Origin of the sequence: Bordetella avium, from assembly GCF_034424645.1 — a bacterium.
GTDB classification, from domain to species: Bacteria; Pseudomonadota; Gammaproteobacteria; order Burkholderiales; family Burkholderiaceae_B; genus Bordetella; species Bordetella avium.
In genome coordinates, this window is record NZ_CP139969.1 from 2,166,039 (window position 1) to 2,191,372 (window position 25,334).

22 protein-coding genes and 1 pseudogene are annotated in these 25,334 nt (G+C 60.1%); 10 read left to right on the forward strand and 13 right to left on the reverse strand.

Annotated elements, in window-relative coordinates:
* The first annotated feature begins 164 nt into the window (after nt 1-164).
* Entirely contained in the window at nt 165-671 is a 507-nt protein-coding gene (locus tag U0029_RS10090) for a flavin reductase family protein (RefSeq protein ID WP_012417265.1), read from the forward strand.
* Here the strand turns inward: U0029_RS10090 and U0029_RS10095 are convergent.
* Genes U0029_RS10095 through U0029_RS10120 form a run of 6 tightly spaced genes read right to left on the reverse strand, consistent with a single transcriptional unit; the run spans nt 668 to nt 4,882 of the window.
* Nucleotides 668-1,573 (reverse strand): endonuclease, encoded by a 906-nt coding sequence (locus tag U0029_RS10095; RefSeq protein WP_114852606.1) that lies wholly within the window; start codon nt 1,571-1,573, stop codon nt 668-670. The genes U0029_RS10090 and U0029_RS10095 overlap by 4 nt on opposite strands.
* Nucleotides 1,570-1,839, reverse strand: coding sequence for a hypothetical protein (locus U0029_RS10100; RefSeq protein WP_236824219.1), 270 nt, complete (start codon nt 1,837-1,839; stop codon nt 1,570-1,572). Before U0029_RS10100 ends, U0029_RS10095 begins: the two co-directional genes overlap by 4 nt.
* 28 nt (nt 1,840-1,867) lie before the next feature.
* On the reverse strand, nt 1,868-2,782 hold the full coding sequence (locus tag U0029_RS10105) for an FAD-binding domain-containing protein (protein WP_236824218.1): 915 nt from the start codon (nt 2,780-2,782) through the stop codon (nt 1,868-1,870).
* A gap of 11 nt (nt 2,783-2,793) precedes the next feature.
* A complete protein-coding gene (locus U0029_RS10110; RefSeq protein WP_114852607.1) occupies nt 2,794-4,344 on the reverse strand; it encodes a cryptochrome/photolyase family protein in 1,551 nt (516 codons plus the stop codon).
* The gene (locus U0029_RS10115; protein WP_305954671.1) at nt 4,341-4,580 is read right to left on the reverse strand and encodes a DUF2256 domain-containing protein; all 240 of its coding nucleotides are present in this window, start codon (nt 4,578-4,580) and stop codon (nt 4,341-4,343) included. Before U0029_RS10115 ends, U0029_RS10110 begins: the two co-directional genes overlap by 4 nt.
* Nucleotides 4,508-4,882 carry a thiol-disulfide oxidoreductase DCC family protein gene (locus U0029_RS10120; RefSeq protein WP_012417261.1) on the reverse strand — a complete coding sequence of 125 codons (375 nt, stop codon included), beginning with the start codon at nt 4,880-4,882 and terminating at the stop codon, nt 4,508-4,510. Before U0029_RS10120 ends, U0029_RS10115 begins: the two co-directional genes overlap by 73 nt.
* A 173-nt stretch (nt 4,883-5,055) precedes the next feature.
* On the opposite strand from U0029_RS10120, the gene U0029_RS10125 reads away from it, so the two are divergent.
* On the forward strand, nt 5,056-6,015 hold the full coding sequence (locus tag U0029_RS10125; protein WP_162790382.1) for a MerR family transcriptional regulator: 960 nt from the start codon (nt 5,056-5,058) through the stop codon (nt 6,013-6,015).
* A gap of 211 nt (nt 6,016-6,226) precedes the next feature.
* On the opposite strand, the gene U0029_RS10130 is transcribed toward U0029_RS10125, so the two are convergent.
* Both U0029_RS10130 and U0029_RS10135 read right to left on the reverse strand, forming a co-directional pair.
* Nucleotides 6,227-7,252, reverse strand: a complete 1,026-nt coding sequence (locus U0029_RS10130; RefSeq protein WP_012417259.1) for an XdhC family protein — start codon at nt 7,250-7,252, stop codon at nt 6,227-6,229.
* A 61-nt stretch (nt 7,253-7,313) separates the two neighbouring features.
* A complete protein-coding gene (locus tag U0029_RS10135; RefSeq protein WP_115600714.1) occupies nt 7,314-8,924 on the reverse strand; it encodes an MFS transporter in 1,611 nt (536 codons plus the stop codon).
* A gap of 1,042 nt (nt 8,925-9,966) precedes the next feature.
* On the opposite strand from U0029_RS10135, the gene U0029_RS10140 reads away from it, so the two are divergent.
* Nucleotides 9,967-10,521 carry a MarR family winged helix-turn-helix transcriptional regulator gene (locus U0029_RS10140; protein ID WP_012417257.1) on the forward strand — a complete coding sequence of 185 codons (555 nt, stop codon included), beginning with the start codon at nt 9,967-9,969 and terminating at the stop codon, nt 10,519-10,521.
* An 89-nt stretch (nt 10,522-10,610) separates the two neighbouring features.
* On the opposite strand, the gene U0029_RS10145 is transcribed toward U0029_RS10140, so the two are convergent.
* The 4 genes from U0029_RS10145 to U0029_RS10160 are packed head-to-tail and all read right to left on the reverse strand — an operon-like array spanning nt 10,611 to nt 14,156.
* Nucleotides 10,611-11,135, reverse strand: coding sequence for an aromatic-ring-hydroxylating dioxygenase subunit beta (locus U0029_RS10145; protein WP_012417256.1), 525 nt, complete (start codon nt 11,133-11,135; stop codon nt 10,611-10,613).
* A gap of 49 nt (nt 11,136-11,184) precedes the next feature.
* Nucleotides 11,185-12,474 (reverse strand): aromatic ring-hydroxylating dioxygenase subunit alpha, encoded by a 1,290-nt coding sequence (locus U0029_RS10150; RefSeq protein WP_012417255.1) that lies wholly within the window; start codon nt 12,472-12,474, stop codon nt 11,185-11,187.
* A 39-nt stretch (nt 12,475-12,513) separates the two neighbouring features.
* Nucleotides 12,514-13,851, reverse strand: a complete 1,338-nt coding sequence (locus U0029_RS10155; protein ID WP_012417254.1) for an NAD(P)/FAD-dependent oxidoreductase — start codon at nt 13,849-13,851, stop codon at nt 12,514-12,516.
* Nucleotides 13,848-14,156, reverse strand: a complete 309-nt coding sequence (locus U0029_RS10160; protein WP_012417253.1) for a non-heme iron oxygenase ferredoxin subunit — start codon at nt 14,154-14,156, stop codon at nt 13,848-13,850. Before U0029_RS10160 ends, U0029_RS10155 begins: the two co-directional genes overlap by 4 nt.
* Nucleotides 14,157-14,442: 286 nt before the next feature.
* Between U0029_RS10160 and U0029_RS10165 the strand changes: the two genes are divergently transcribed.
* The 7 genes from U0029_RS10165 to U0029_RS10195 all read left to right on the forward strand — a co-directional run bounded on the left by U0029_RS10165 (nt 14,443) and on the right by U0029_RS10195 (nt 23,233).
* Nucleotides 14,443-15,561 (forward strand): TRAP transporter substrate-binding protein, encoded by a 1,119-nt coding sequence (locus U0029_RS10165; RefSeq protein WP_039052029.1) that lies wholly within the window; start codon nt 14,443-14,445, stop codon nt 15,559-15,561.
* 66 nt (nt 15,562-15,627) lie between these two features.
* The gene (locus U0029_RS10170; RefSeq protein ID WP_012417251.1) at nt 15,628-16,209 is read left to right on the forward strand and encodes a TRAP transporter small permease subunit; all 582 of its coding nucleotides are present in this window, start codon (nt 15,628-15,630) and stop codon (nt 16,207-16,209) included.
* Between the two features lie 37 nt (nt 16,210-16,246).
* Nucleotides 16,247-17,701 carry a TRAP transporter large permease gene (locus tag U0029_RS10175; protein WP_012417250.1) on the forward strand — a complete coding sequence of 485 codons (1,455 nt, stop codon included), beginning with the start codon at nt 16,247-16,249 and terminating at the stop codon, nt 17,699-17,701.
* Between the two features lie 155 nt (nt 17,702-17,856).
* Nucleotides 17,857-20,298, forward strand: a complete 2,442-nt coding sequence (locus tag U0029_RS10180) for a xanthine dehydrogenase family protein molybdopterin-binding subunit (protein WP_039052033.1) — start codon at nt 17,857-17,859, stop codon at nt 20,296-20,298.
* Nucleotides 20,295-21,161 (forward strand): FAD binding domain-containing protein, encoded by an 867-nt coding sequence (locus U0029_RS10185; protein WP_049794145.1) that lies wholly within the window; start codon nt 20,295-20,297, stop codon nt 21,159-21,161. The genes U0029_RS10180 and U0029_RS10185 overlap by 4 nt, the downstream gene beginning before the upstream one ends.
* Complete coding sequence (locus U0029_RS10190) at nt 21,158-22,387, forward strand: xanthine dehydrogenase family Fe-S subunit (RefSeq protein WP_114852610.1); 1,230 nt, start codon at nt 21,158-21,160, stop codon at nt 22,385-22,387. The genes U0029_RS10185 and U0029_RS10190 overlap by 4 nt, the downstream gene beginning before the upstream one ends.
* Nucleotides 22,388-22,726: 339 nt before the next feature.
* The gene (locus U0029_RS10195) at nt 22,727-23,233 is read left to right on the forward strand and encodes a cytochrome b/b6 domain-containing protein (protein WP_158308696.1); all 507 of its coding nucleotides are present in this window, start codon (nt 22,727-22,729) and stop codon (nt 23,231-23,233) included.
* A gap of 132 nt (nt 23,234-23,365) precedes the next feature.
* Here the strand turns inward: U0029_RS10195 and chrA are convergent.
* Nucleotides 23,366-24,586 (reverse strand): annotated as a pseudogene (chrA, locus tag U0029_RS10200) (chromate efflux transporter).
* Nucleotides 24,587-25,334 lie beyond the last annotated feature (748 nt).

The window sequence follows — 25,334 nt, forward strand, 5'->3', positions numbered from 1 at the left end:
CTGGCGCTCCGCTCACGCCGGGGCCTGCAACGACCGACACGACCCTCACGGACACACCGCCGGCATTGCCCTGATCGCCACCGATCAGCATCCCTCGCGGTGGGTTCGCGCTCAGTTCGCTTGCGATGCAGAACGGATTCAGCAGCGCCTAGTCTTTACACTCTATGACTTCACTCCCTAGCACTGCTATCGAGCCCTTGCACTTTCGCGATGCGCTCGGACACTATGCCTCCGGCATCACGGTGATCACCGCGCACATCGATGAGGAGGCGGTTGGCTTTACCTGCCAGTCGTTCTACAGCGTATCGATGAACCCGCCACTGGTGTCATTCAGCGTCATGTCCGGCTCGCATAGCTACCCAAAAATCCGCCAGGCTGGGCGCTTCGCCGTCAACATCCTGTCTGGCGAGCAGGCCGAAATATCCAGGCAGTTCGCTCGGCGGGGCCTGGACAAATGGCAGGGCGTCGACTGGCGAAAATCGCCGCTGGGCAATCCCATTATTGCCGGCAGCCTGCACTGGCTGGACTGCGAAATCCATGCTGAACACGCCGCCGGCGACCATATGATTGTGATTGGCGAAGTCAAGGCCATCAATCCGCAAAGCGCGGTAAACGCCCAACCCTTGCTGTATTTCAAAGGACAATACTGCAACCTCGCCGTGTCGGCCTAGGCCTCTGCGAGCGCACCGGCTTGTTCCCCGCCTCTCGTCATGAGACGCGCCAGCGAGCGCGCCTCGCCCGCCACCTGCACGATGTCGGCCTGTTGCTCCAGGATAGGGCGAACGAGCAGCCGATAGATATCGGCATCGAAGGACTGTTGAATACCCGCGCCGATACGGCCTTGGCGGCTGCAATCGGTGTGCAGATAGCGCCAGTCATGCACCTCGTGGCTTTGCACCCAGTCGCCAGCTCTTTCGACGATGCGGATAGGCCCGGCGTAGGGCCAGGCATGTACACGAAGAGCGTCGAGCGCCTCTTGCAGACGTTGGTCATGTGTTTGCCGCGGCTCGCGTCCCACACAGGCTCCACGGCAGCGGCCAAGCTGAAGCCCGAAGCATCCTCTTGAGCCCATGCGCTCGATGCCCAAGAGGCCCAGGCAAAGTTCATGGGCCTGCGCCAAGGACCGTAGATGCTCTACAGCGGCGCTCCTGGATTTGAACAGGCCGAAGCGGGCAGCTTCGCACTCAAGCGGCGTACCCGTCAGCCCCTCGATGCGTGGCTGCAATCCCCCGCAAGCCAGCGACGCCAGGCGCAGAACATGGAGGCGCCGGGTGCGCCGCAACCGTTGATTGAACAGCGGCATGCGCTGCTTGATCAGGCTGGCCTCGAGTAGCAAGGCGCCCAACTCGCCGGCCGTCTCGATGCAATCGACCCGCCGGACCTGGCGCATCATGGCCGCCTCCGCAGGCGTGCGCAGATGCGACAGAAAGCGCCCTCGCATATCGACACTCTTGCCGATATAAAGCGGCAGCGTCGCCTCCCCGAAATACAGATAGACACCCGTGCTGCGTGGCAGCGTTCTCGCGAGGGCGCGCACCGTCTGAAGATCGGCGACGCTGGACAACGTGCTCACCGCAGACCCTCCTGCCAGGCGCGCAGCCCGGGCAAATCGGCTGTGCGGCGAATACCCTGAGTGCTGAGCTTCCACCAAGCCGAGAACGAGCGACAGGACTGCTCGAGGACGGGAAACAACGTGGGCGCGGGGCGCTGCCGCACCGCCGCCGGCAATAGGTGACGCACATGCGGGTTGGACAGCGTCTGGATATCACGCGCGCCTTGCAGCAGGCGCAGGAGGGACGCTCCGTCGCCATAACAGTCATAAGCGGCGACAGCCCCCATGCGCGTCGCCACAAAGCGCCAGCGGCGCTCACTCCAGGGCCAGCGCAGATGATAAGGCTGGGGCCACCAGCCGACGCAAAGGCGATCGGCCGGCATATCGTCTGGCAACTCTCCCAAAGCCCAGGGATGGACCAGCCATACCGAACGGCCGCGCACCACCTCTGCCGGTGGCGGCTTGCACAGCCACGGCGGATGGCCCGTCAGGCCAGGGGGGGCCATTCCCGCCCCCCCCCGATGCCTCTGTCCAGGGCGCTAGGCCTCGCGCCATCGCGTCCAAGCGCTCGTAGGGCGCGTCGATCGGCGTGCCCGGGCTGTGCCAGGCTTCGGGCGCAAAGCGCGCCACATTCTCAGCGTTAAACAGATAGGGTTTGGCGCTGGCCGTGCCGGCGACCCATTGCCAGCTCAAGTGGTTGCTGCCCAAATCGCCGTCGAGCAAATGGCCTAGCAACCAGTCCGCCGCGCAACGCCAGTGAACCTGACGCGCATGCACGACATAGCTGGCCAGCCACAAACGGGCATGATTATGCAGATAGCCGCTGGCATACAGCGTGCGCACGGCCAGGTCGATGACTGGCAAGCCGGTTCGAGCCTCACAGATGTCTGGCGGCATCTCAGTCGCGTAGGCTTCATCAGGGCGGGGTCCCGGCCGAAGCGACGCAAAAATATCGTCACCACGGGTATCCCAAACATGCTGAAAATAGGCCCGCCATCCTAACTCCATCACCCAACGGTGCTGCACGGCGTTTAAAAAGCCCTGCGTATCCCGCTGCAAGTTAAGCCCAAGCAGCTCAGGCAGACTGAGCAAGCCATGAGTGAGATAAGGAGAGAGGCGCGACACGGCACCGTCCAGATGATTGCGCGTGAGCGCATAGGCCGCCGGATCGAAGGCGGCGACCCGCGCCAAGGCCGCCTCGCGTGTGGGCGGAAAGTCATCTTTTGGCATGCTGGGCAGCATCACAACTCCTGCCGCTGCGCCGCCCATCGCAGCGCCTGCGAACGCTCGCGGATCGCTGCGGCTTCCTCGTCAGACAAACGCTGCAAATTCCGAACCTGCATGGCCATGCGGCTATTGCTCGCCAAAGCCTTCTCGTGGCGCATCAGAAAATCCCAGTACAGCGTGGTGTAGGGGCAGGCCTGCTCGCCCAGACGCTGCGCCGGGTCATAGCGACAGCCCTTGCAAGGCCCGCCCATGCGCTCGATGTACTTGCCTGTAGCCACATAGGGTTTGCTAGCCATCAGGCCGCCATCGGCGTACTGACTCATACCCAGGGTGTTGGGCAGCTCCACCCATTCGACCGCATCGACATAAACGGCCAGATACCAAGCATGTAGCTGCTGCGGCCGCACGCCCAGCAGCAAGGCGAACAGGCCAGCCACCATCAGCCGCTGAATATGATGGGCATAGCCCAGCGCCAGGGTCTGGTGCAGCACCTCGCGCAGGCAAGCCATCTGCGTCTGCCCGGTCCAATACCAGGCGGGGAGCGCCTCATCCGCGCCAAGCGCATTGCGTTCAAGATAGCCCGGCATCTGGGTCCAATAGAGGCCGCGCACATATTCGCGCCAGCCCAGAATCTGGCGGATGAAGCCCTCGGCACTTTGAAGCGGCACGCGTCCCGCCCGGTAAGCAAGTTCGGCGGCCTGCACCACTTCGCGCGCACTAAGCAGCTTCAGATTGAGCGCGGCCGATAGCTGCGAGTGGTACAGCCAGGGCTCGCCCGGCCACAGCGCATCCTCATAGGGCCCGAACAGCGGCAGGCGCTCCTCGATGAACTGCCGCAGCGCCGCTAAGGCCTGCTCGCGGTTCACTGGCCAGGCAAAGGCCTCCAGGCTTCCAGGGTGCTGGGCAAAACGGCGCGCAACCAGATCCAGCACCTCGCGCGTCAGCGCATCGGGCGCGAAGCGCGGCGGCGCAGGCAAACGCCCCGGACCCTCGGCGCCGAAGGCCTGACGGTTGTCGGCATCGAGGTTCCAGCGCCCGCCCACGGGTTTGCCCTCATCCATCAGCACGCCGTGGCGCTGACGCAGCTCGCGATAGAAAAACTCCAGGCGCAACGACTTGCGCGTCCGGGCGTGGGCGCGGAACTCGCGCACCGTGCTGAAAAAATGCCGGTCCTCGCGCAACTCAAGCGGCAGCCCCAGGTCGGTGGCGACCGCTCGCAGAGACTGCAAGACGCGCCAGTCGCCCGGCGCGGTCATCACTAAGCGCTCGGGGCGCAGCGCCAATAGCGCCGCCCGCAGCGAGACGGCCAGGCTGATAGGTTCAGGATCGTCGTCCAGTCGGTGATAGCGCAGCGGCCAGCCGTGCGATTGCAGGACAGCGGCAAAATGCCGCATGGCCGCCAGAAACAGCGCAATGCGCGGCTGGCTGGACCAGACATGAGTAGACTCCTCGGCGGCCTCGGCCATCCAGACGCAGTCCTGCTCCGGATCGAAACCATCCAGAGCGGCGGCCTGGATATCGAGTTGATCCCCCAGCACGAGGACCAAATGGCGGCAATGACTCATGAGCGGCCCTTGGCCGGACCGGCCCGCCGGCAGGCCTCGCAACAGTACAAGACCTGCTCCCAGCACCGGGCCCAGCGGCGACGCCAGGTCATGGGTCGCTGACAATGGGCACAGGGCTTGCTGGGCAAGTACTGCTTGTTGCCTCGGTGACCGCGCGGCGGGCTCATGGCCGCAGCGGCCGCCGCCATAGCCGGCGCAGGCGCAGAAACAGCCGGTATGCGGCTTCCAGCAGCCATTGCATCGGGGCGGGGGACAAGCTGCGCCCCAGCCAGGCCCAACGCGGCAGCAAAGTCCACAGGGCAGTGAAGGCCGCCGCGCCGCTCAACAGCCTCCCGTCAGCAAGCCGCAGATGCAATCGGCCCAAAGCTGCCTCCCGGCTCAGGCCGGGGCCCAGGTCTGCCGTGCCACACTGAGACAGGTCGACCCAGTCTAGGCGCTCGGCGCCGGGACCGCTCCGGTAGAGGGCGACCTCGCGTGAGCAGATCGGACAGCCACCGTCATAGAACAGCTTGGGGCGGAAGGATTGGATTTCTGGCATGAAGGCTTAAATCAAACTCATACTGAACTCATAATAAGACGAATTCTGTTATTTTGACAATAATCAACTCAATTCAAACTCATATACGCCCCGTAATGTCTTTACAGCCAGACCCCGGCCCTCGCGAGGGGCAAACTCTTTTCCGAAGCGGGGCAGCGGCCCGTCTGGCGCAGATGCCGGTCGCGACCCTGCGCATTTGGGAACAGCGCTACCAGGCTGTGCAGCCCCGTACTGCCCCATCCGGCCACCGGCTCTACACCCCGGCCGACATCCAGCGCCTGCAGTTGCTGCGTGCGCTGACTCAGCAGGGCCACGCCATCGGCTCACTCGCCCCCTTGGGTTTGGAAGCCCTAGAGGCGCTGGCCGCCCAGCACACCGTGGGCGAGGCAGCTGGCAAGGCACAGCGCGCACGCAGACCGCTGCGCCTGGTGGTCGTAGGACCCGCATTCGCGGCGCGGCTGGCTCGTCCCGCAGTAGCCCTCCAGTTGGGGGGCCCTGTGCAACTGCTGGCGGTGCACGAGTCGCTACAGGAGGCCGCTCAATCGGCTTTGGCCCGCCCCTACGACCTGCTTGTCTGGCAGACGCCCGGCCTGCTCTCTGAAAACCTGGACGGACTGCGGGCCGCCCAAACCGCCCTGCAGGCGCCATCGGTCGCCGCCGTCTATCGCTTTGGCAACGCCGCCGCGAAAGCCGCACTGGCGCGAGAGGCGGTGTTGCTGCTGCGCGAACCGCCGGATGACGAGAGCCTGGGGGCCTGGCTCGCGACGGCGGGCCTCGCGCCCCCGGCGGCGGCGCGTACTGCAGCGAACGCGGCCACCACGGCATCGACACAGCCGCCCGCCCGCCGCTACGACGATGCGCAGCTAACCGCCATCGCCGGCATGGCCTCGACACTGGCCTGCGAGTGCCCGCGCCATATCGCCGAGTTGCTGATGCTGCTGTCCAGCTTCGAGGCCTATAGCGGCAGTTGCCAGCTCAGCAGCCCCCAAGACGCGGCGCTGCATGCCGAGCTGCAAGCTTTGGCGGCGCGCTCGCGCGCCCTGTTCGAAGAGGCGCTGGAACGGGTGACGCAACACGAAGGCCTGGCGCTCGCTCCAGCTCGCGCATCGCCGTCCCCTAAGAGCACTCCCTGACTGAAATCCTGACGCGGAGCGAGCGCCCTCCTGCACGCTTGCCTGGCGGACTGCCTGTTGAGCCGCGCAGTCAGGGCGGCTGGGCATCGCTTGCACTGTGCTCAGCCCAAGGACCCCTTGCTGCGCCCCGCACGCGCTGACGAATGGGGCCTGGCGGCCCCTCCCCCTGCGCCTACCCGCCGCCCTGATCACCGCGCTGCTCTGCCCTCACTCAGGACGAGTCGGCGGGGTCGGCACCATGCCGGTTTTTTACATAGGCCACGTCCATCTCGCGCGGCAGCCTGAGGCCATTCTTTACGGCCATAACTTCAGCCATGACGCTCACGGCAATCTCGGCTGGCGTCTTGCTACCGATGTAAATGCCAATCGGGCCGCGCAAGCGTGCCAGGCTTTCTTCGGTTTGATCCAAATAGTCGATCATGCGCTGACGTCGTGCCGCATTATTGCGCCGGCTGCCTATAGCGCCGATATAGAAGGCAGGCGTTGCCAATGCCTCGAGCAACGCCAGGTCGTCGAGTTTGGGATCGTGAGTGAGTGCGATGATGCAACTGCGCGCATCGGGCTTGAACCGCAGCACCGCATCGTCGGGACATTCATGGGTGGTCGTCACGTGATCAACAGACCACCCCGCCATGTATTCCTGACGCGGGTCACAGACGGTCACGGCGAATCCGCTGAACAGCGCCATGGTAGACAGATACTCCGCCAGCGCGCCGGCGCCAATGAGCAGCATGCGGTATCCGGGACCCAAAGGGTTGGACAGTGTGTGGCCGTCAAAGCTAAAGGGCTGAGCGTCGTGATTATCCCGCAGCTGGACAGATCCCGTGGCGCATTCGACAACCCGCTGCACTGCCCGGCCATTTTCCAGCAAGTCGACGAGCCGGCGCAATGCTTCGGCGCCAGGATTGAACTCGAGCAGAAGCTCCAGGGTCCCGCCGCAGGGAAGCCCGAAACGGTGAGCGTCGTCGGCATGAATGCCGTAGCGAAGCAATGTTGGGGCTTGGTCGATGAGACAGGCGGCGCTCGCCGCACCGGCATAGGTGGCTATCAGATCATCCTCGATGCACCCCCCTGAGACGGAACCCACGCTGCGGCCATCCTCGCGCAAAGCCATCATGGAGCCAACCGGACGGGGCGACGAGCCCCAGGTTCGAACCACGGTCGCCAGCAGCGCGTGTTGCCCTGAAGCTCGCCAATCGCGCAACGCTTTCAAAACTAAAACGTCGATGTTATCCATTCTTTATCCCTCTACTCGCGGAAAGACCGATGGCGTCTCCGAAGCAGCCGCTCCTCTGCGTTCAATGGTCGAGACTTCTGTCCTTTGTTTCAGGCAGAAATACGAATCCTATGACCGCCGCCACCGCGCAGATCACTACGGGATACCACAGACCCGCGTAAACATTGCCCTGCGCCACATTGATGGCGGAAACCGTGAATGGCAGCATGCCCCCCACCCACCCCGCCCCCAGGTTGAATGGGAGCGACAAGGATGTGTAGCGAATGCGGGCCGGGAATAATTCCACCATCATGGCTCCCATGGGGCCATAGATCATCGTGAGATAAAACACCAGCAGAAACACCAATACCATCACAGCAGGCAAGTTCATACTGTTCGAATCGGGCCGCTGCGGCCAACCTGCGGCAACAAGCATCTTTTTGATTGCCGCTGCGTCAAATCCTGCGACTTCCTCATTGCCTACGCGAACAATAGGCACAGCGGCGTCAGGCTGAAGCTTGAGGTCATAGCTCACCCCTAGGTCGGTGAGATAGCCCTTGATCTTGTCGCAGGCCGTAACAGGAGCCGTAAACAAGGAAAAATGACAGTCGTCAGCGCGAATACTCACCGTCGTGGAGCGATTAAATTTCTCTAGCTCCGGCGTGGCGTAATGGGTCAGCGCCTTGAAGATCGGCATGATAGTGAGCGCCGCCAACACGCAGGCCGTGACAAGAATGTATTTGCGACCGATACGGTCCGAGAGCCAGCCAAACAGCAAATAGCAGGGCGTTGCCACGATCAGCACCGCACCCATAATCCAATGCACGGTCGACTGGGGAAGGTGCAGCGTCTTGTTCAGGAAAAACATGACATAAAAATGCCCTGTCCCGAAGATGGCCCCCAAGCCTGCACAGATCACAAACAGCAGCAGCACATAGCGCAGGTTGTCCCACTTCAGAAAGCTATCGCGGATAGGAGACTTCGAAATCAACTTGCGAGATTTCATCTCAAGAAAAACCGGCGATTCATGCAATTTGCTGCGGATGTATACCGATACGACCAACATCAACAGGGAAACGATGAAGGGAATGCGCCAGCCCCAGGAAAGAAACTGCTCGTCGGTGACGAAGACCTTCACTACCGCAACGATTATGAGCGAGAGCAGCAAGCCCAGTGTCGCAGTGGTTTGAATAGAACTGGTGTACAAGCCGCGGCGGCGCAGAGGCGAATGCTCTGCCACGTAGGTAAGAGCGCCGCCGATTTCCCCTCCCAGTGCCAGACCCTGGAGCAGACGCAGGCAGACGAGCGCAACCGTTGCCGCAATGCCGATATGTTCGAAGGTAGGCAACAGCCCCACGCCCACTGTGGAAATGCCCATTAGCAGGATCGTGACCAGAAAGGTGTATTTACGCCCGATCACGTCTCCCAGGCGGCCGAACAGCAGCGCTCCAACTGGCCGGATTAAAAATCCGGCGCCAAAAGTAGCCAAACTGGCCAGGAAGGCAACCGTGCTATTTCCAGACGGGAAAAATAATGTGCCGAATACTGCCGCCAGAGCAGCATAGATATAGAAGTCATACCACTCCATCAGCGCGCCGAAGGACGAAGCCAGAATGACTTTTCTTTCTTCTCGGGTCATACCCTTCTGAGCATTGTGCGCGGATACGCGCTGGGCATACTTAGAGGCGCTCATGATCAAATTTCCTTATATCCGGGGTTTCGGAGCTGAAGGCGGGAAGCGAGTGCTCCTTGAAATAACGGCAATGCCGCGGCTCGACCTGCGAATGCAGGCGAACTCCTGATAAACAGACTGCGTCCGAGATGCTCGAACGGCTGGCAAGCTAAGGGGAAGCGATGGCGAGAGGCGGCAACACCGCTGGCTGAACGCCTGCATAAACATGGCAATCCCTCTGCCACAACTCCGCTCACTCCCCTGAGCTTGCGCAAGCGATCAATCAAAGCGCCGCGCCGTCCCTGCGGCCCAAGGTCTAGGCGCCGGGCAGTTCTCTGATCTGCGGAATGCCCCGCATCGCTCAGAGGCGGGACGGACAGGTCGATAGCGTGCACACACCAGGGAAACGCGGCCTGCCAGAACACATCCCTACTGGCGTCGCCGTGGTGCGCGGCCTGGCCGTAGCGCTCGAGCTGCGCGCAGTCGAAACCCCAGGCCGTCACCGCAGGCTCCAACTGCTGCGCAACGGCTTTTGGCTCCAGCAGCGGGGCTGCGGCGAAACAGTCAAAGCGCAGCGCTCGCTCAGACGCCGTTTTGACGGCGTAATAATTATTTTTTGGGCGCGAGAAAAACCGCCTTCACAGACTTGTCTAGCTTGAACTTCCAGATCTGCAAAAAATCGGGAAAAACAATAGATTTCCGCGCCGTAATTTTTCATAAAATTAATGAATTAACTATAATAATTTTATTGAAATAAGTATCACATTTTATGATCAAATACACGACATATTTTTATATAAAAATTAATTATAAATTCCAATAAAATTTCAATATATTAAGCACTAATTTTCAGCATAAAAATCCATAAGAATAGCTAGAACCCATCGGCAATCTATCGCATTCTTACGCAATCAAAAACCCATCAAAAATGCGGATCAGGCGAATGCGTTGAGGCATATCTATTGCTTGTGTTTTTCGCTCATCCGTGTAATATCTTTAAGATAAATAAGATTTCTATTACGCCTTTTATTCATGGTTTTCTAGCTAACCAGGTTTTATAGTCATGTCGGCTGCCGAGAGTTTCAAAGATGCCTCCAGTGACTCTGTAAAAAACAGCACTGCAAGCACAGATAATTTTTCCCTTACAAAAGGTGACGCCGATCACGACTTCACCCGCCTTGCCTCGCGTCCGGGCTTTCTGATCCGCCGCCTCCATCAAATACATGTAGCGATGTTTTTTGAGGAGTGCCAGAACCGCAAGGTCACCCCTATTCAATTCGGCATTCTTTCTGTCGTCGAATCTCAGCCCGGCCTGGATCAGACTTCCCTGGGCAAGGAGATAGGCCTGGACAGAACCACAACCGCCGATGTGGCAAAGCGATTGGAAGAGCGGGGTTTCTTACAGCGTCGTCCCAACCCCACTGATAAGCGGATGTGGCAGCTTTACGTCACAGACGAAGGATCTGCGGTGGTGGCGGCGCTGCGCGATGGCATGGCCCGCGCTCAAGAAAGACTGCTGGCGCCGCTTCGACCGGCCGAGCAAGTCATGCTGATGGACCTTATGGGCAGGCTTGTCGACGAAAATCATCAGTACGGCAGTCCGATGCGCGCCCTTTGACGCTGAAGCGCCATCCCGCCCCGCATGCCCTACCACAGGCGGCATGAAAAGGGGCTGGCGCTATCCATGACTTGAAAACTTCCCTGTTCTTACAGGGGGTAAACCAAGTCGTTTGCGATCAGGCTGGAGTCATAGATGGCCTTGCGCTCCTTCAATAGCAGCTTGCCGCCCACTTTGACGAAGCGATCGTAATAGGTTCCCGCCATGTGAACCGTGGTCGCCCCTTCGACAAGCGTTTGGAAAACCACGAAGTTCGCCTGCGCTTCGATTTCTCCAGCCTCGGATTCATGGGTAACCAAGGTGTTCGTGACCATGTGCAGGCTGTAGCGTGGCGCAAACATTTGCGTTCGGCCTATCGCCACCGCGCGGTCGTGCATCATGTTCTGGCCCTGTGCATACACGAGGCCGACCGGCAGACCCTGCTCGGCGTTCTCGCGCGCCGTGATGAGGTACACGGCATCAGGGGTAAAGAATTCCGGCCACTGCTCAATACTCCCCGTGTCGAGCACGGCACAGTATTCAGCATTGAACTGTTCAATTTCGGCGCGCAAAGCAATGGCTCGCGCGGCGGGCAGGCGGCTGGGCCTGAAAAGAGATTGGACGACAGCAGTCATAGTTCTCGTGAAAACATGGAGCAGTGAAAAAGGGGTGCGCGCGCCTGGCTTAGAAGCCCATTTCCTGGCGGTAGTATTGATACATCGCGCGAATGGCCGCCTCAGAAATAAGCCCCTTCGATGTACCGACCGTATCCGCATCGAGCTTGATCACATTCAAGTCGCTGCTTGAGCGGCGCACGCCCTCCTGAACGAATTTCATGGCCTCGTTGTCCTCCAGACCGAGGAAGCCCGACGGCCCCATCAAATTACCCTGACGCAGACGGTGCTGGGTCATCTCTTCGGTGTCATCCTCGTAGCCGAACATGGTCCACATCATGATCATGCTGTTGGGGCCATTCGGCACGATATGGCGTACACCCAGCGTATTCATCTCGCGCTGAACGATCATATTGGGCCAGATCGTCTGCATGGTTACCGACCAGGGAGAATCGAACTCCTTGATAAAGTCGAGAAAGCGTTCGTCCTTCAAGCGCATTCCTTCATGGAATGAACGCATTTCTTTCTTGTTTTCCTCGCTCACCTCGGCGTACTTGTCCTCCTTCTTGGCAGAAGCCATCGTGCCGTGACGGCCGTGTTTCGCATCGGCGATCATGGCGGCGTCGTTGCCCGCCACCAGCAGGCCGAACACGACGAGAAAGGAGTGCAGCAGCGTGGCGTGGTAAGGATCTTTCAGATTCTCGTGGTACATCTTCCAGTTGCAGGGCAACTCGTTCTTGTAGTAACCGAGGATCTTGAGCTTCTTGCCGTTGAACACCACATCGAAATCTTTCTTGATTTCCGGCTGCAGATACTCCTCGATGGGCTCCACGTCGGCACTGTAAGAGGCGAACACCACACCATTAAGCGTAGTGACATACAGCTTCTTGAGTCCATGTTCGGAGGCCTTGAAGTCTTTGGGCATACCGCCGACTTTGTTCACTCCCCGCTTGAAAGGAACGCCCTGCAAATTGCCTTTTAGGTCATACGACCATTGGTGGTAAGGGCAAACGAACTCGGTGTTGTTGCCGCGGCTATGCCGGCAAAATTCGGCGCCGCGATGCGCACAGCGATTCTCGAAAACGTGGATGCTGCCGTCCTCGGCACGAGAGACGACCACAGGGGTATCGCCAACATAGGAGCGCTTGTAGTCACCGACATTGGGAATTTCCGCTTCGAGCGCGACGTAGTTCCAGGTCTTGCCGCGAAAGATACAGCTCATCTCCCGTTCGTAAACTTCCTTGTTGGTGTAAACCCAATCAGGGATGTAGTGCAGACCGTCTTCCGGCCATTTGCAGTCCTGGATGCTGCCGTCTTTCGACAGCGGGGTAATGTTGATAACCGATTGAGTGCTAAACATGATTGTCCCTGGGAAGATTGATGTCGCTCGTTTCAGAAATCAGCTGGCGGACATAGCTTGAAGCTGCCGCGTGATTTCGCGCAGAGGCCGAGCGCCGTCGGAAAGGCAGCCGTTGGCGCATGGGGCTTCGCTGGTGAACAGGGGCCGCAACATCCGCAGATCCCCCCCTGCGTTCACGGCAACGGCATAGCGCAAGCGTTGCAGCGCATCCAAACCAAACATGAGAAACTTTGGCGCGCTGGCGCCGTCTGCCGCCGCAGATTCAGGCGCGGGCATGACGCCGCGCAAGGAATACGTCAAACCCGCATGCGGCATGCCCATCATCTGGATGTTCAAGCCGAACATATCCGTCCAGAACCACGGCGTCGCGGCCGGCTCGACCTGTTTTCCAAGCATGGACGCCGCGGCCAGGCGAGCCTGCTCGTTGGCGCTTTGCCAGGACTCTAGGCGGACCGCCTTGTTGAGCAGAGGCTGCCATTGCGTGGTGCAATCGCCAGCGGCATAAACGTCAGGCGCACTCGTGCGGCCCGCGGCGTCGATCATCACGCCGCCGGTCTGGGCGCAGATCTGCAAACCGGCTTCACTGGCAATCGCGGTGTCCGCGCGCTGACCCACGGCAGCCACGACGCAGGCGGCGGTCAGCGCTGTGCCATCGGACAACTGTGCGCGAACTCCCTGCGCGACTTCCTCAAGCTCGCCGCAGCCGACACCCAAGCGCAAATCGACCCCCTTGGCCCGAACAATGCCCGCCAGCCATTGGGACAGCTCGGGCGGTATGGCCCGCGCCAGCAATGTGCTGCCCGGCTCGATGACCGTTGCCTTGACACCCAATTGCAAGGCCGTGGATGCGACCTCCAGCCCAAGAAAGCCCGCACCCAGGACCAACAACTGAACATCCTGCGACACCGAACCTGCCGCCAAGGCATGCAATTTCTCACGCAAGGCGTGAGCGTCGGATAGTGTGCGCAGGTAATGCAGATTTGGCGTCGCGCCGGCGGGATGGCCAGGCAATTCGCGCACCCTGCCCCCCGTCGCCAACAAGCACCGTGAGTACTCCAGCACCTGTCCGTCAGTCAGGACGGCACGATGGTGCTGGGGCTCCAGCTTCGCCACCTTGACCCCAAGCTGCACTGCAATGTTGTGGTCTTTGTAATGGGTGCCGGAATGGATGGCAATTTCCGCTTCCTTAGCCGGATCGAGCAGCACCGCTTTGGAAAGCGGCGGCCGCTCATAAGGGGCGGCGTCCTCGTCGCCAATCAGCGTGATGGAGCCCTCAAAGCCAAATTGGCGCAAGGCATTGGCCGCCGTCGCGCCCGCTTGACCCGCACCGATGATGAGCACCCCATGCCCCGCCGTGGAACAGCGCTCGATTGTCATGGGAGATCAGCCTGCACTTCGTCGCCCTGCGTGCGAACGGGATAGACGCGAATCGGCTGCGTTGCGGGAGCGCACTTCGCTTCGCCGCTCACCAAATCGAATGTGCCCTGATGGAGCGGGCACTCTACACAGCCATCTTCAATATAGCCCTCGGATAGCAGGGCGTACTGATGGGTGCAGATGTTGTCCGTCACATGAAATGCATCGGCGCTCTTGAACAGCGCCAGCTTGGCGCCGTCGTGCTCGAAGGCTAACGCCTCGTCCTCGCCGATGTCGTTGATGTTTGCGATGGTTTTCCAGGTCATGGCTAGGTCGTAAAAGTAAGGCCTATACTCAGTATACTAACAAACAATTCCGGCAAACATAGTGATTTCCCTTAATCCAACCCAAGCTGGCAGCTCGTGCTATACCAAGAATGAGTCAATTTACCAGGGCTTTACCTTATATTCTTCGCTAAGTGCTTACCCTGATGTTTTTTTGACACGCAAAATTTATGATCCTAACACTGAGTATTTTTGCGTGATGCGTTGTTCATAAACGCCGCGCCGAAATGCTCGCTACGGGGTGTTCCAACCATTCAAGGGATCGGGTATGAAGCGAAGAGAATTTGTGCGCGGGGTCGGCATTGCGGCGCCGCTAGCGGCATTGGGTGTTGCAGCTCCACGCGAGGCGGCGGCTCAGGATGCGCCGACGGTCAAATGGCGTATGTCCACCAGTTGGCCTAAGAGCTTAGACACGATGTATGGCTCTGCAGAGCATCTCTGTGCGCGCGTCGCGGAGTTAACCAACGGCAAATTCCAAATCCGTGCCTTTGCCGGTGGCGACATCGTTCCGCCCGCGCAAAACTTCGACGCGGTGAGTAATGGCACGGTGGAATGCAACCATGTGCTGGCCAGCGCCTTCGTGGGCAAGGAGCCCACCGTGGGTTTCGATACCGGCCTGCCCTTCGGCTTGAACTCCCGACAGCACAACGCCTGGATGTTGTATGGCGGCGGCCTGGAAATGCTGCGGGCGATGTACGCCAAATACAACATCGTCAACATCACCTGTGGCAACGTCGGCGTGCAGATGGGCGGCTTCTATCGCAAGCCGATCCAAACCGTGGCCGACTTGCGGGGCTTGAAGATGCGCATCGGCGGCATCGGTGGCATGGTGTTGGCCAAGCTCGGCGCGGTGCCGCAGCAGATTCCGCCCTCCGATATCTACTCCTCGCTCGAGAAAGGAACGATTGACGCCGCCGAATGGATCGGCCCCTACGACGACGAAAAACTCGGCCTGCACCGCGTCGCTCAGCACTACTACTCACCGGGCTGGTGGGAGGGCTGCGCCTCGATTACCGCAATGGTGAATGCAGACGCCTGGAAAGCCCTGCCCAAATCCTATCAAGCAGCCTTTGAGTGCGCCGCCAACGAGCAGACGCTAAAAATGCTGGCCGACTATGACTCGCGTAACCCCACCGCCCTCAAAAAGCTTATCGGCGAGGGGGCAAAGGTGTCGTACTTCCCGCGCGATGTGATGAACGCGGCCTTCCAGGCCTCAGAGGAAACCATGCAGGAGCTGGCGGCAAAAAGCGAGTCCTTCAAGGCCATCTATCCTAAATGGAAAGCTTACCGCGAGGCCCAGGCCAGCTGGTTCAAGGTGGCTGACGCGCCTCTCGATAACTTCACGTTCAATGCCGTTCTGGCTGCGAATAGCAAAGCCAAGCAATAAGGAAGCATTGTGCAGACAACTGCCTCACAATCGCCGGCGCCGGGCGAGGAGCCGCATGGCTTTTTCATGCGCCTCGCACTTTCCATTGATGCGCTCAACCGGGTAGTGGGCAGGCTTGTCCACTGGCTTATTCTCATTGCGGTGCTCATCAGCGCCGGCAACGCCGTGACGCGCAAAGCCTGGAACCTCAGCTCCAATGCCATGCTGGAAATCCAGTGGTATCTGTTCGCTGCAGTGTTCCTGCTTTGCGCGGGTTACACATTGCTGAGCCGAGAACATGTCCGTGTCGATCTTTTTTACTCGCGCATGAGTCGGCGCGCCCAGCTGCGGGTGGAAATCCTGGGGGTGCTGCTATTCCTCATCCCCATGGCCAGCCTGATCCTGGCGCTGTCTTTTGCTCCGGTCATCCATGCCTACCAAAGCGGTGAGGTGTCAGCCAATGCGGGGGGACTTATCCGCTGGCCGGTGAAACTGCTTATCCCGGTTGGGTTTTCCTTGCTCCTGCTGCAAGGGCTCTCCGAGCTGATCAAGGACATTTATGAGCTGCGTCGCCTGCCCCCGGGCTACCAGCCAGGAATCGGCAGCGAAGCACATGCGGAGATGGCGCAGGAACTGGCGTCCAGCATCACTTCGGGTCAGAACCGTTGATACGACGGGTCGTCAAACCACTTACTAAGAACTACCCATGATCGAGTTTCTGACTGCCTATATGGCGCCCATCATGTTTGCGTCCATGGTGCTTCTATTGCTCATCGGATACCCGGTGGCCTTCACCATTGCTGCAAATGGCCTCTTATTTGGCCTCATTGGCATGGGTGTCGGCTTGATAGAGCCCTCCATATTCCAAGCATTGCCCGAACGCGTGTTCGGCATTATGTTCAATGAAACTCTGCTGGCAATACCGTTCTTTACCTTCATGGGATTGATCCTTGAACGAAGTGGAATGGCCGAGGAGCTGCTTGACACGATAGGCCAGCTTTTCGGTTCGATCCGGGGCGGGCTCGCCTACGCCGTGGTGATCGTGGGCGCACTGCTTGCAGCCACCACGGGTGTTGTCGCCGCCTCGGTGATCTCCATGGGCCTCATTTCGCTGCCCATCATGCTGCGTTACGGATACGACAAACGGCTAGCCGCGGGTGTCATTGCGGCCTCAGGAACGCTGGCACAAATCATCCCCCCCTCTCTGGTGCTCATCGTGTTGGCCGACCAGCTCGGCCGCTCGGTAGGCGATTTGTATGCCGGCGCGCTTATCCCGGGGCTTGTGCTTACCGGCATGTATATGTTGTACGTGCTGATCAAGTCGATCTTGCAGCCTAGCTCTGCGCCGGCCTTACCGCCTGAAGCCCGCACCTTGCATGGCGCAGCACTGCTGATGCGCGTGCTGACCTCGCTGGTGCCGCCCCTGGTCCTCATTTTCCTGGTGCTGGGCACGATCTTCATGGGCATTGCAACGCCGACTGAAGGCGGCGCCATGGGGGCAGTCGGGGCGCTGATCCTGGCGCTTATGCGTCGCCGATTGAACCTCAAGCTGCTCAATCAAGCCATGGACAAGACGGCCAAGCTCACCTGCTTCGCCATCTTTATCCTGATCGGCGCGACCGTTTTCGGCCTGGTTTTCCGCTCCTTGGACGGCGATGTATGGGTCGAGCATCTGCTCATTAACCTGCCCGGCGGCCAACTCGGCTTTCTGCTGGCGGTGAATGCGATGGTCTTCGTGCTCGCGTTCTTTCTGGACTTTTTTGAGCTTGCCTTCATTATTGTCCCCCTGCTGGCGCCGGTGGCGCATAAGCTGGGCATCGATTTGGTATGGTTCGGCGTGTTGCTGGCGATCAATATGCAGACCTCGTTCATGCATCCGCCTTTCGGTTTTTCGCTGTTCTACCTGCGCTCGGTAGCCCCGAGATCGGTAAAGACTTCAGACATCTACCGCGGCGCCATACCGTTTTTGGGCATACAGATTGTCATGGTCATTCTTGTCATCGCCATGCCGCAGTTGGTGACGGCGAATGTGCACAAGGCTAAAGCCTTCGACATCAATCAGATACAGATTCGTGTAGAAGGAAGCCAAAGCGGCGCCGGCTCTGGCGCAGACGATGACTATCCCGGCGATAACGGTTCTAACGACGGCTACCCTGATTGACCGCAGCAGAAAACTCAAGTGCCCGGATCTCTTCCGGGTGCTTTTTTTATTGCACGGCCATCAACTTAAGAAGTTCTAGTCAATATCTGACCGTCAATGGGAGATCCTGCCAAGGATCTCGTTGAAGGAGTAAACCCCATATGGAAAGCAATCGCATCACAACCGACATGGATCACGCTGATCAAGCGGGCCAGGGTGTCGGCGCGCGGGTACTACGAAAGGAAGATGAGCGCCATCTGAACGGGCGCGGCAACTTCATCGCTGATATGAGCATGCCCGAACTGCGCGAGGTTGCTTTTGTACGTAGCGCGATGGCGCATGCGCGCATTGCCGATATTCGGCGCCCTCCTGCCGACCACCCCGAGGCGCAATGGGTATTCACGCGTGAAGACATGGACGACGCACTCGATGTGCTGGCCGACTCCACGCTGCCCAGCTATCAGCGCTCGGCGCAACCCCCTCTTGCAAAGCATAAAGTGCGCTTCGTCGGCGAACCGGTGGTGATGGTCACGGGTTCCAGCCGCGCCGAGGCGGAGGACTTGGCGGAACTGGTTCAAGTCGATTACGCCGACCTCCCCGTTTTCCCGACGACGGACGCCGCCAAGGCGGGCGCCCAACAAGGTCACCTCGTTCACGATGAATGGGACAGCAATCACTTTCTGACGCTCAAGGCCGACATTAACTTCGATGAACTGGCGGCCAAGAGCGCGCGTGTCGTTCACCGCAAGGTGAATCTGGCGCGACAATGCATGGTGCCCATGGAGGGCAAGGCGGTCCTGGCGTACTGGGACGAGCGCGCGGACCAATTGGTCGTCTACACCGCCTCCCAGGTACCGCACATGATCCGCACTATCCTTGCGGAATGTTTGCATCTGTCTCAAGATCAAGTGCGCGTCATTGCGCCTGATGTGGGCGGCGCCTTTGGCTACAAATGCGTGCTTCAGCAGGAGGAACTGTGCGTGGCCTGGCTTGCCAAGCGTTTTCGCAAGCCCTTCCGCTTCATCGAGGATCGTCGCGAGCACCTGATTGCCGGGGCGAATTCGCGCGAGCACCACTACGACCTCAATGCCTATGTGGACGATCAGGGCAGGTTGCTGGCGCTGGACGCCAAAATTACCATCGACGGCGGAGCCTATTCAGTCTGGCCATTTACGATCGGCCTGGAGCCCGGGCAGGCTCTGGGCAACCTGCCCGGTCCCTATGCCTTTCGCGGCTACCGTTGCGTGACCGAAGCTGTCGCAACCAACAAGCCCGGCTTTGTCCCCTATCGCGGTGTCGCGCGCACAGGCGTGTGCTTCGCCATTGAGTTGCTGATGGATGCCATCGCACGCGAAGTGGGACGCGAAGCCTGGCAGGTGCGCCATGAAAATTTGGTCCGACCGGAACAAATGCCCTATGTGAATGTCACCAACAAGCATTTTGATGGCGGCGACTACCCTGCCAGCCTGATCAAAGTGAAGGACATGATCCGATTCGACCAAGTGCGCGAGCGCCAACGCAAGGCGAAGGCTGCGTCGGATGCAAGGGGCGAAACAGGAAAGCTGATCGGCATCGGCTTTGCCTCTTATGTGGAACAATCGGCCCATGGCACCTCGGTCTTTGCGGCCTGGGGCACGCCGGTGATTCCGGGCTTTGATGCGGCGACGGTTCGCCTGACGCCAGATGGCGGCGCGGAAATCCGTGTGGGGGTGCATTCGCACGGCCAGGGCATGGAAACCACGCTGGCCCAGATCGCTCATGAAATCCTTGGCGTGGATATCTACCGCACCAAGGTCGTGCACGGCGACACCGCTTTCACGCCCTTTTCAACCGGCACTTATGCCTCGCGTTCTATCGTCTATGCCGGCGGCGCTGTCTCACGCGCCTGTAAGGTGCTGATGCCGCGCATCCTGGGGATTGCGGCGCATCTGCTCAAAACCACGACGGACGACGTCAGCCTCAGCGGCGGCAAGATCACCTCCGCGAGCAGCGGCCAGAGCGTGACGCTTGCAGACGTAACGAACGCCTGGTATCTACGCCCGCAACTGCTGCCCGACGATGTGGACCGTGGAGGTCTGGAAGCCACCGCAGGCTACAAGCCCAAGGTCGATACGGGTTCGTTCACCTATGCCAGCCATGCGGCTGTCGTCGAGGTGGACACGATGACGGGCGCCGTTCGCATTCTTGATTACGCCATTGTTGAAGACTGCGGGATCATGGTCAACCCGATGGTGGTCGAGGGCCAGACCTTTGGCGGGGTGGCCCAGGGGATAGGCACGGCCATGTATGAAGAGATGCGCTACGACGCAAATGGTCAGCCGCTCGCATCTACGCTGGCCGATTACATGCTGCCCGGCGCGACAGAGGTCCCGCAGATGCAGATCCATCACTTCGTCACGCCCTCGCCCAATACCGAGTTCGGCATCAAGGGGATGGGAGAAGGCGGCGCGATCGCGCCGCCCGCCGTGATCTTCAATGCCGTCAATGATGCACTTCAACATTTAGGCGTTGAAATGAGCAGCACCCCGCTCACGCCTCACAAGCTATTGCACGCCATGCATGAAGCCAAACATCTAGGAAAGCAGGCCCCGGTTACCAGGGAAGGAGCAGCAGCGTGAAAGCCGCCAAATTCGACTATCAGAATCCGGGACAGCTGAGCGCTGCACTGCAAGCCCTCTCGGCTGCTGAGGGCGTTCAAGGCCCGATCAAAGTCATGGGTGGAAGCCAGTCCATGGGGCCCATGCTGAATCTGCGCCTCACGCGACCCAAGAAAGTGGTCGATGTCTCGCATTTGCCCGAGCTGCGCGGCGTTCAAGTGCAGAACGGCAATATCCGGATAGGCGCGGCTGTCACCCATGCCGAAATCGAGGACGGCGTGCATGAGGCCCTGCGCGGCTCGATGCTGCAATACGTGGCCGGCGGCATCGCCTACCGTGCCGTGCGCAATCGCGGCACCATCGCCGGCAGCCTAGCCCATGCCGATCCTGCGGCAGACTGGGTGCTGACGCTGTCGGCGCTGGCCGCCGATATCGAACTGCGCTCGGCCAGCGGCACGCGCACCCTAGCCATGGATTCCTTCATGCTCGGGGCCTACACGACTGAGGTCCAGGAGGGAGAAATCATTACCGCCATCACGGTGCCGCAACTCGATGCGAGCGCACGTTGGGGCTATTACAAGTTCTGCCGCAAAACCGGCGAATTCGCAGAAGCGAGCTGCGCCTGCGTGTTCGATCCCAAGCGTAGGCGTGCACGCATCATGGTCGGCGCGCTCGATGGCGCGCCGCAGCCGCTACCGGAGCTGGCAAGGCTCGTGGCCTCCACGGCCAAGCTGCCGGATCGCGAAACGATCGCGGCCGCCTTGGCCAAACTTGGCGACGACCCCGTCAAACAACAGATGCAACTGGCAGTCGTAACACGCTGCCTGCAACAAGCCTTGATGACCCCAGAAGTCATGATCGGCGAAGAGGAGCAGCCCGCATGAGCGTCGTAAGCATCAATTTGAATGGCATCAAACTGCGCCGCGACGTGCAGGATCGCACTCACCTGGGTGACTTTATCCGCGAAGAAGGCCGCCAAACCGGCACCCATCTGGGCTGCGAGCACGGTGTTTGCGGCGCTTGCACGGTACTGGTCGACGGCGTGCCGGTGCGCTCCTGCATTTCCTTTGCGCCGGCATGCGAGGGCAAGTCCGTCACGTCGGTGGAGGGCTACCAGGACGATCCCATCATGGCCTTGCTGCGCCCGGCCTTTTCCAAGCACCATGGACTGCAGTGCGGCTACTGCACACCCGGCATGCTGACCACCGCCCGCGACATTGTTTTACGCTTCCCCTATGCGGACGAAGCCAAGGTCCGCCTCGAACTCTCCGGCAGTCTCTGCCGCTGTACCGGCTATAAGGGCATCGTGGCAGCTATTCTCGATGTACTTGAACAGTGCCGCTCGGCTCCCGCTGCCATCGCCGAATTACGCGCCGCTGCGGCCAAGGGCCGCCAATGCTGGCCGGCGCAGGCTGCTGCGCCTGCGGCATTTGCCCCCTTCTCGCCCGAAGACGTGGGCGCTGCGTCTCAATCGGCAGACGCTGACAACAATGCCCGCTCGGACGGTGCGGCATTCAGTGCGCTGGGCGCCAAAGTTGAGGGCGACACGGTGATCGAAGGCGGCTTTACGGTGAACTATCCAGCCGATCAAGTGTGGAAATTCATGGCTGATCTGCCTGCGGTCGCGAGCTGCCTGCCTGGCGCACAACTCACCGATCATGAAAAACAGGCCAACGGCGGCGAACGTGTCAAAGGGCATGTCGGCATCAAGTTCGGACCCATGTCGGCCGCCTTCAATGGCTCGGCCAAGCTGCAACGTGATGAAGCCAACCGCGCTGCCGTGCTCAAGGGTGCGGGAACCGACTCGCTCAGCCAATCGCGCGCCACGGGCAATATCGCCTTCATCGTACAGGCGCTGGACGAGTCCAAAACCCGCGTGTCGGTCAATTTGGGCTTCAGCCTGCAAGGGCCGCTGGCGCAGTTCTCGCGTTCTGGCTTGGTCAAAGACTTTGTCGGCCGGCTTATCCAGGAATTCGGCAAAAACGTAGGCTTGCGCATGGATCCTAACCGTTCTAGCGATGATCCATTACCCGTGGCCAAACTCAATGCGTTCTCCCTGGCCTGGAGCGTGTTGATCGGCCGGATCAAACGCCTCTTTAGCCGCTCCTGAGCATCTTCCCCCAAGCAAAAAGGATCGGCCCGCAGCCTCACAGATTTACCGGCCCCTTCCCCGCCAGCACAGTGCGAGGAAGGCGGCCCGCAGGTCCGGATGGGGCTCGCGCCACTGTCCCGCGCGCGGCGAGCGTCCGACAGAATACGCCGGGAGCCACACGCCATAACAGGCCCAGCGGCTTATCCCATTTTCTCGTGGGCGCCGATCCGTTTAAACGCCACCGGCTATGATGATGGAACCAACCACCCACACGATGGCAAGAAAGCGATGCGATGGATTCCTGCTTTTTGGCGATACCTCGGCGATCGGCAAACGCCAAAAGTTCGAGTGGTCCACATGTGGACACTGCTGCTTGTGATCACCCAGATTGTGATCAGTAATTTTATGCATGTTCCCAAAGATACGTGGAGCGCGATGCATGGCGCCAACGCGTTTTTTTCCTGGCTGCACATCGCTTGTGGTTTGGTGCTGCTGTGCCTCACCGGGATACTTGCCGCGCAATGCTTCAAATCGCGCGGTTTCACTTATTACTTCCCCTATCTGCGGGGAGACTTCGCCCAGCTTAGCCAAGACCTGCGCCTGTTGGCCAACCGTCAACTCCCCGGCGCCCAAGCCCGGGGATTGGCGGCCTGTGTGCAAGGCCTGGGCCTGGGCGCAATGGGGCTGGTCACGCTATCGGGTGCCGCATGGCTGCTGCTCTGGTTAAGCGGGCAAGCCTTGGCCCCTGATCTACGCTCGCTGCATAAAACGCTGACCGGTCTTGTGGAGGCTTATCTCTACGGCCACGGTGGAATGGGCTTGCTGCATTTCTACTTGCAGCGCAAACATCATCCAGACCGCTGACAGCTTGGCCTGCGTCTCAGCTCCGGCCTTTTCCTATATCAACAGCAAACCACAACGTCTGCCCCCAGACCATGGGTGGCCCCAGGGGCGGGGCTTTGATGGCGCGTGCGGCCGCCTCCCAGACGCCGGGCGTCACATGCCGGCAGCCGCCATGGCCCAGCCGGACAGCCCGGCCATCAGCACCACCAGCACGGGGGAGACACGGCCCACCGTCAACAAACCGAAAGACAGCAATGCCAGCGCGAAGTCCGCCTTGCCAAGAATAGCGCTTGTCCAAACAGGGTCATAAAGCGCGGACACCAAAATGCCGACCACGCCAGCATTAATGCCTGCCATGGCGGTTTGAATGCCCGAGCGATGACGCAGCGCCTGCCAGAAAAGCAGCGCGCCGACCAGCATAAAAAAAGCGGGAAAAAAAATCGTCGCCAGCAGAACCAGACCGCCAGCCCAGCCATGCAGCGGGCCATTGGCTAGCGCACCAAGATAAGCCGAAAACGTGAACAGGGGTCCGGGCACGGCCTGAGCCGCACCATAGCCCGCCAAAAACTCGGTGTTGCTCACCATGCCGCTGGGCACCACAGCCGACTGGAGCAGCGGCAAAACAACATGCCCGCCGCCAAATACCAGGGCGCCAGCGCGGTACACCCCGTCGAGCAGCGCTATCGTTGACGATCCCGTGACAGCCGCCCACATCGGCAAGCCCAGCAGCGGCGCTGCAAACAACAGCAGCGCAATCAAGCCGAGCCTGCGCGAAACAGGGTAGCGGTGCGCCCGGCCACCGCCAGATTGAGCGAGTGTCAAACGCCACCACCCCAGCAACCCTGTCACGGCAATAGCCGCGACCTGCCCCGTCGCTGAGGGAAGAATAAGGGTCAGCAGCGCCAGGGCCGCACGCCCACGATCAGGACACAGCGATTTCGCCATCCCCCAAACCGCCTGCGCCACGATGGCAACCGCCACGACCTTAAGCCCATGCACTCAGCCCGACTGAGCCACGCCCTGGTACTCGGCAATCCCAAAGGCAAACAGGATCAAGGCGATGGCTGACGGCAAGGTAAACCCTGCCCAGGCTGCCAGCAATCCTGCCCAGCCCGCACGGCCCAAGCCCAGGGCCATACCGACCTGGCTGCTGGTCGGACCCGGTAAAAACTGACATAAGGCCACCAAATCCGTGTAGCTGCGGTCATCCAGCCAGCGGCGGCGCTCGACAAACTCTGATCGGAAATACCCGAGGTGGGCGATCGGCCCCCCAAAAGAGGTCAGACCGAGCTTGAGAAAAGCGCCAAAGACTTCGGCCACCCCGCCACGGGCGGCTCCAGGCTCATGCCGCCGGGTGTTGAAGGGATCATTCACTTCTGCCCGCCCCCGGAGACACCCCGGACGCGACTCAGCGGCGCATCGGCCACGTCACGACGCAGAACCGGATAAGACCTGCGCGGGGTGTGACCGCCTGCCGCGCTACCGCACCAGTAAGCCGCGGACCATTGGCCAGTGCGCCTCCGGAGATCGACCTCAGCCATGATAAACCCGCTCCCCATAATGCACTGGCCATGAACTTGCCGCCCGCCCGCATGAAGAAATGCATCCAGGCAACCTCGATGTTAGGGTAATCCCCCGAATTTGGCGACCGCTTTCGCCACCGTGGAAACCCGGCTAAACCTTGGGCGCCTCAACATGCAGTGATCAAGCGGATTGCGGCCTGAGGGATCAAGCCGCTTGAACCGCCCAAAGAGAAGGTCCCGCAGCCAACAGCGCAACTCGGTATCGTCCAACCTTCCCTCTCCAGTACTCGACTCCTTGTTGAAACACGCTGCCAATCTGCCGGATTCAACAATCAAATCAGAAAAATGTGCAAATAAAAATTAATTCGACCAGGCAAAGTGACGAGAAAGCATCCGCCTTCGCCACAACATCATCGGATAACACCGGCTTTAATTCCATACTCAAATGATGCAGGCGCATGCCCTTGGCGCCGGATCATGCAGGATATAAAAAAAGCCCTCGATCACGAGGGCTTGGGTTTATTTTGATACCAGTTCGCGCCAGCAGTGGAGTCACTTCCGCCCGATTATAAATAAAAACAAATATTTCTTATAAAACA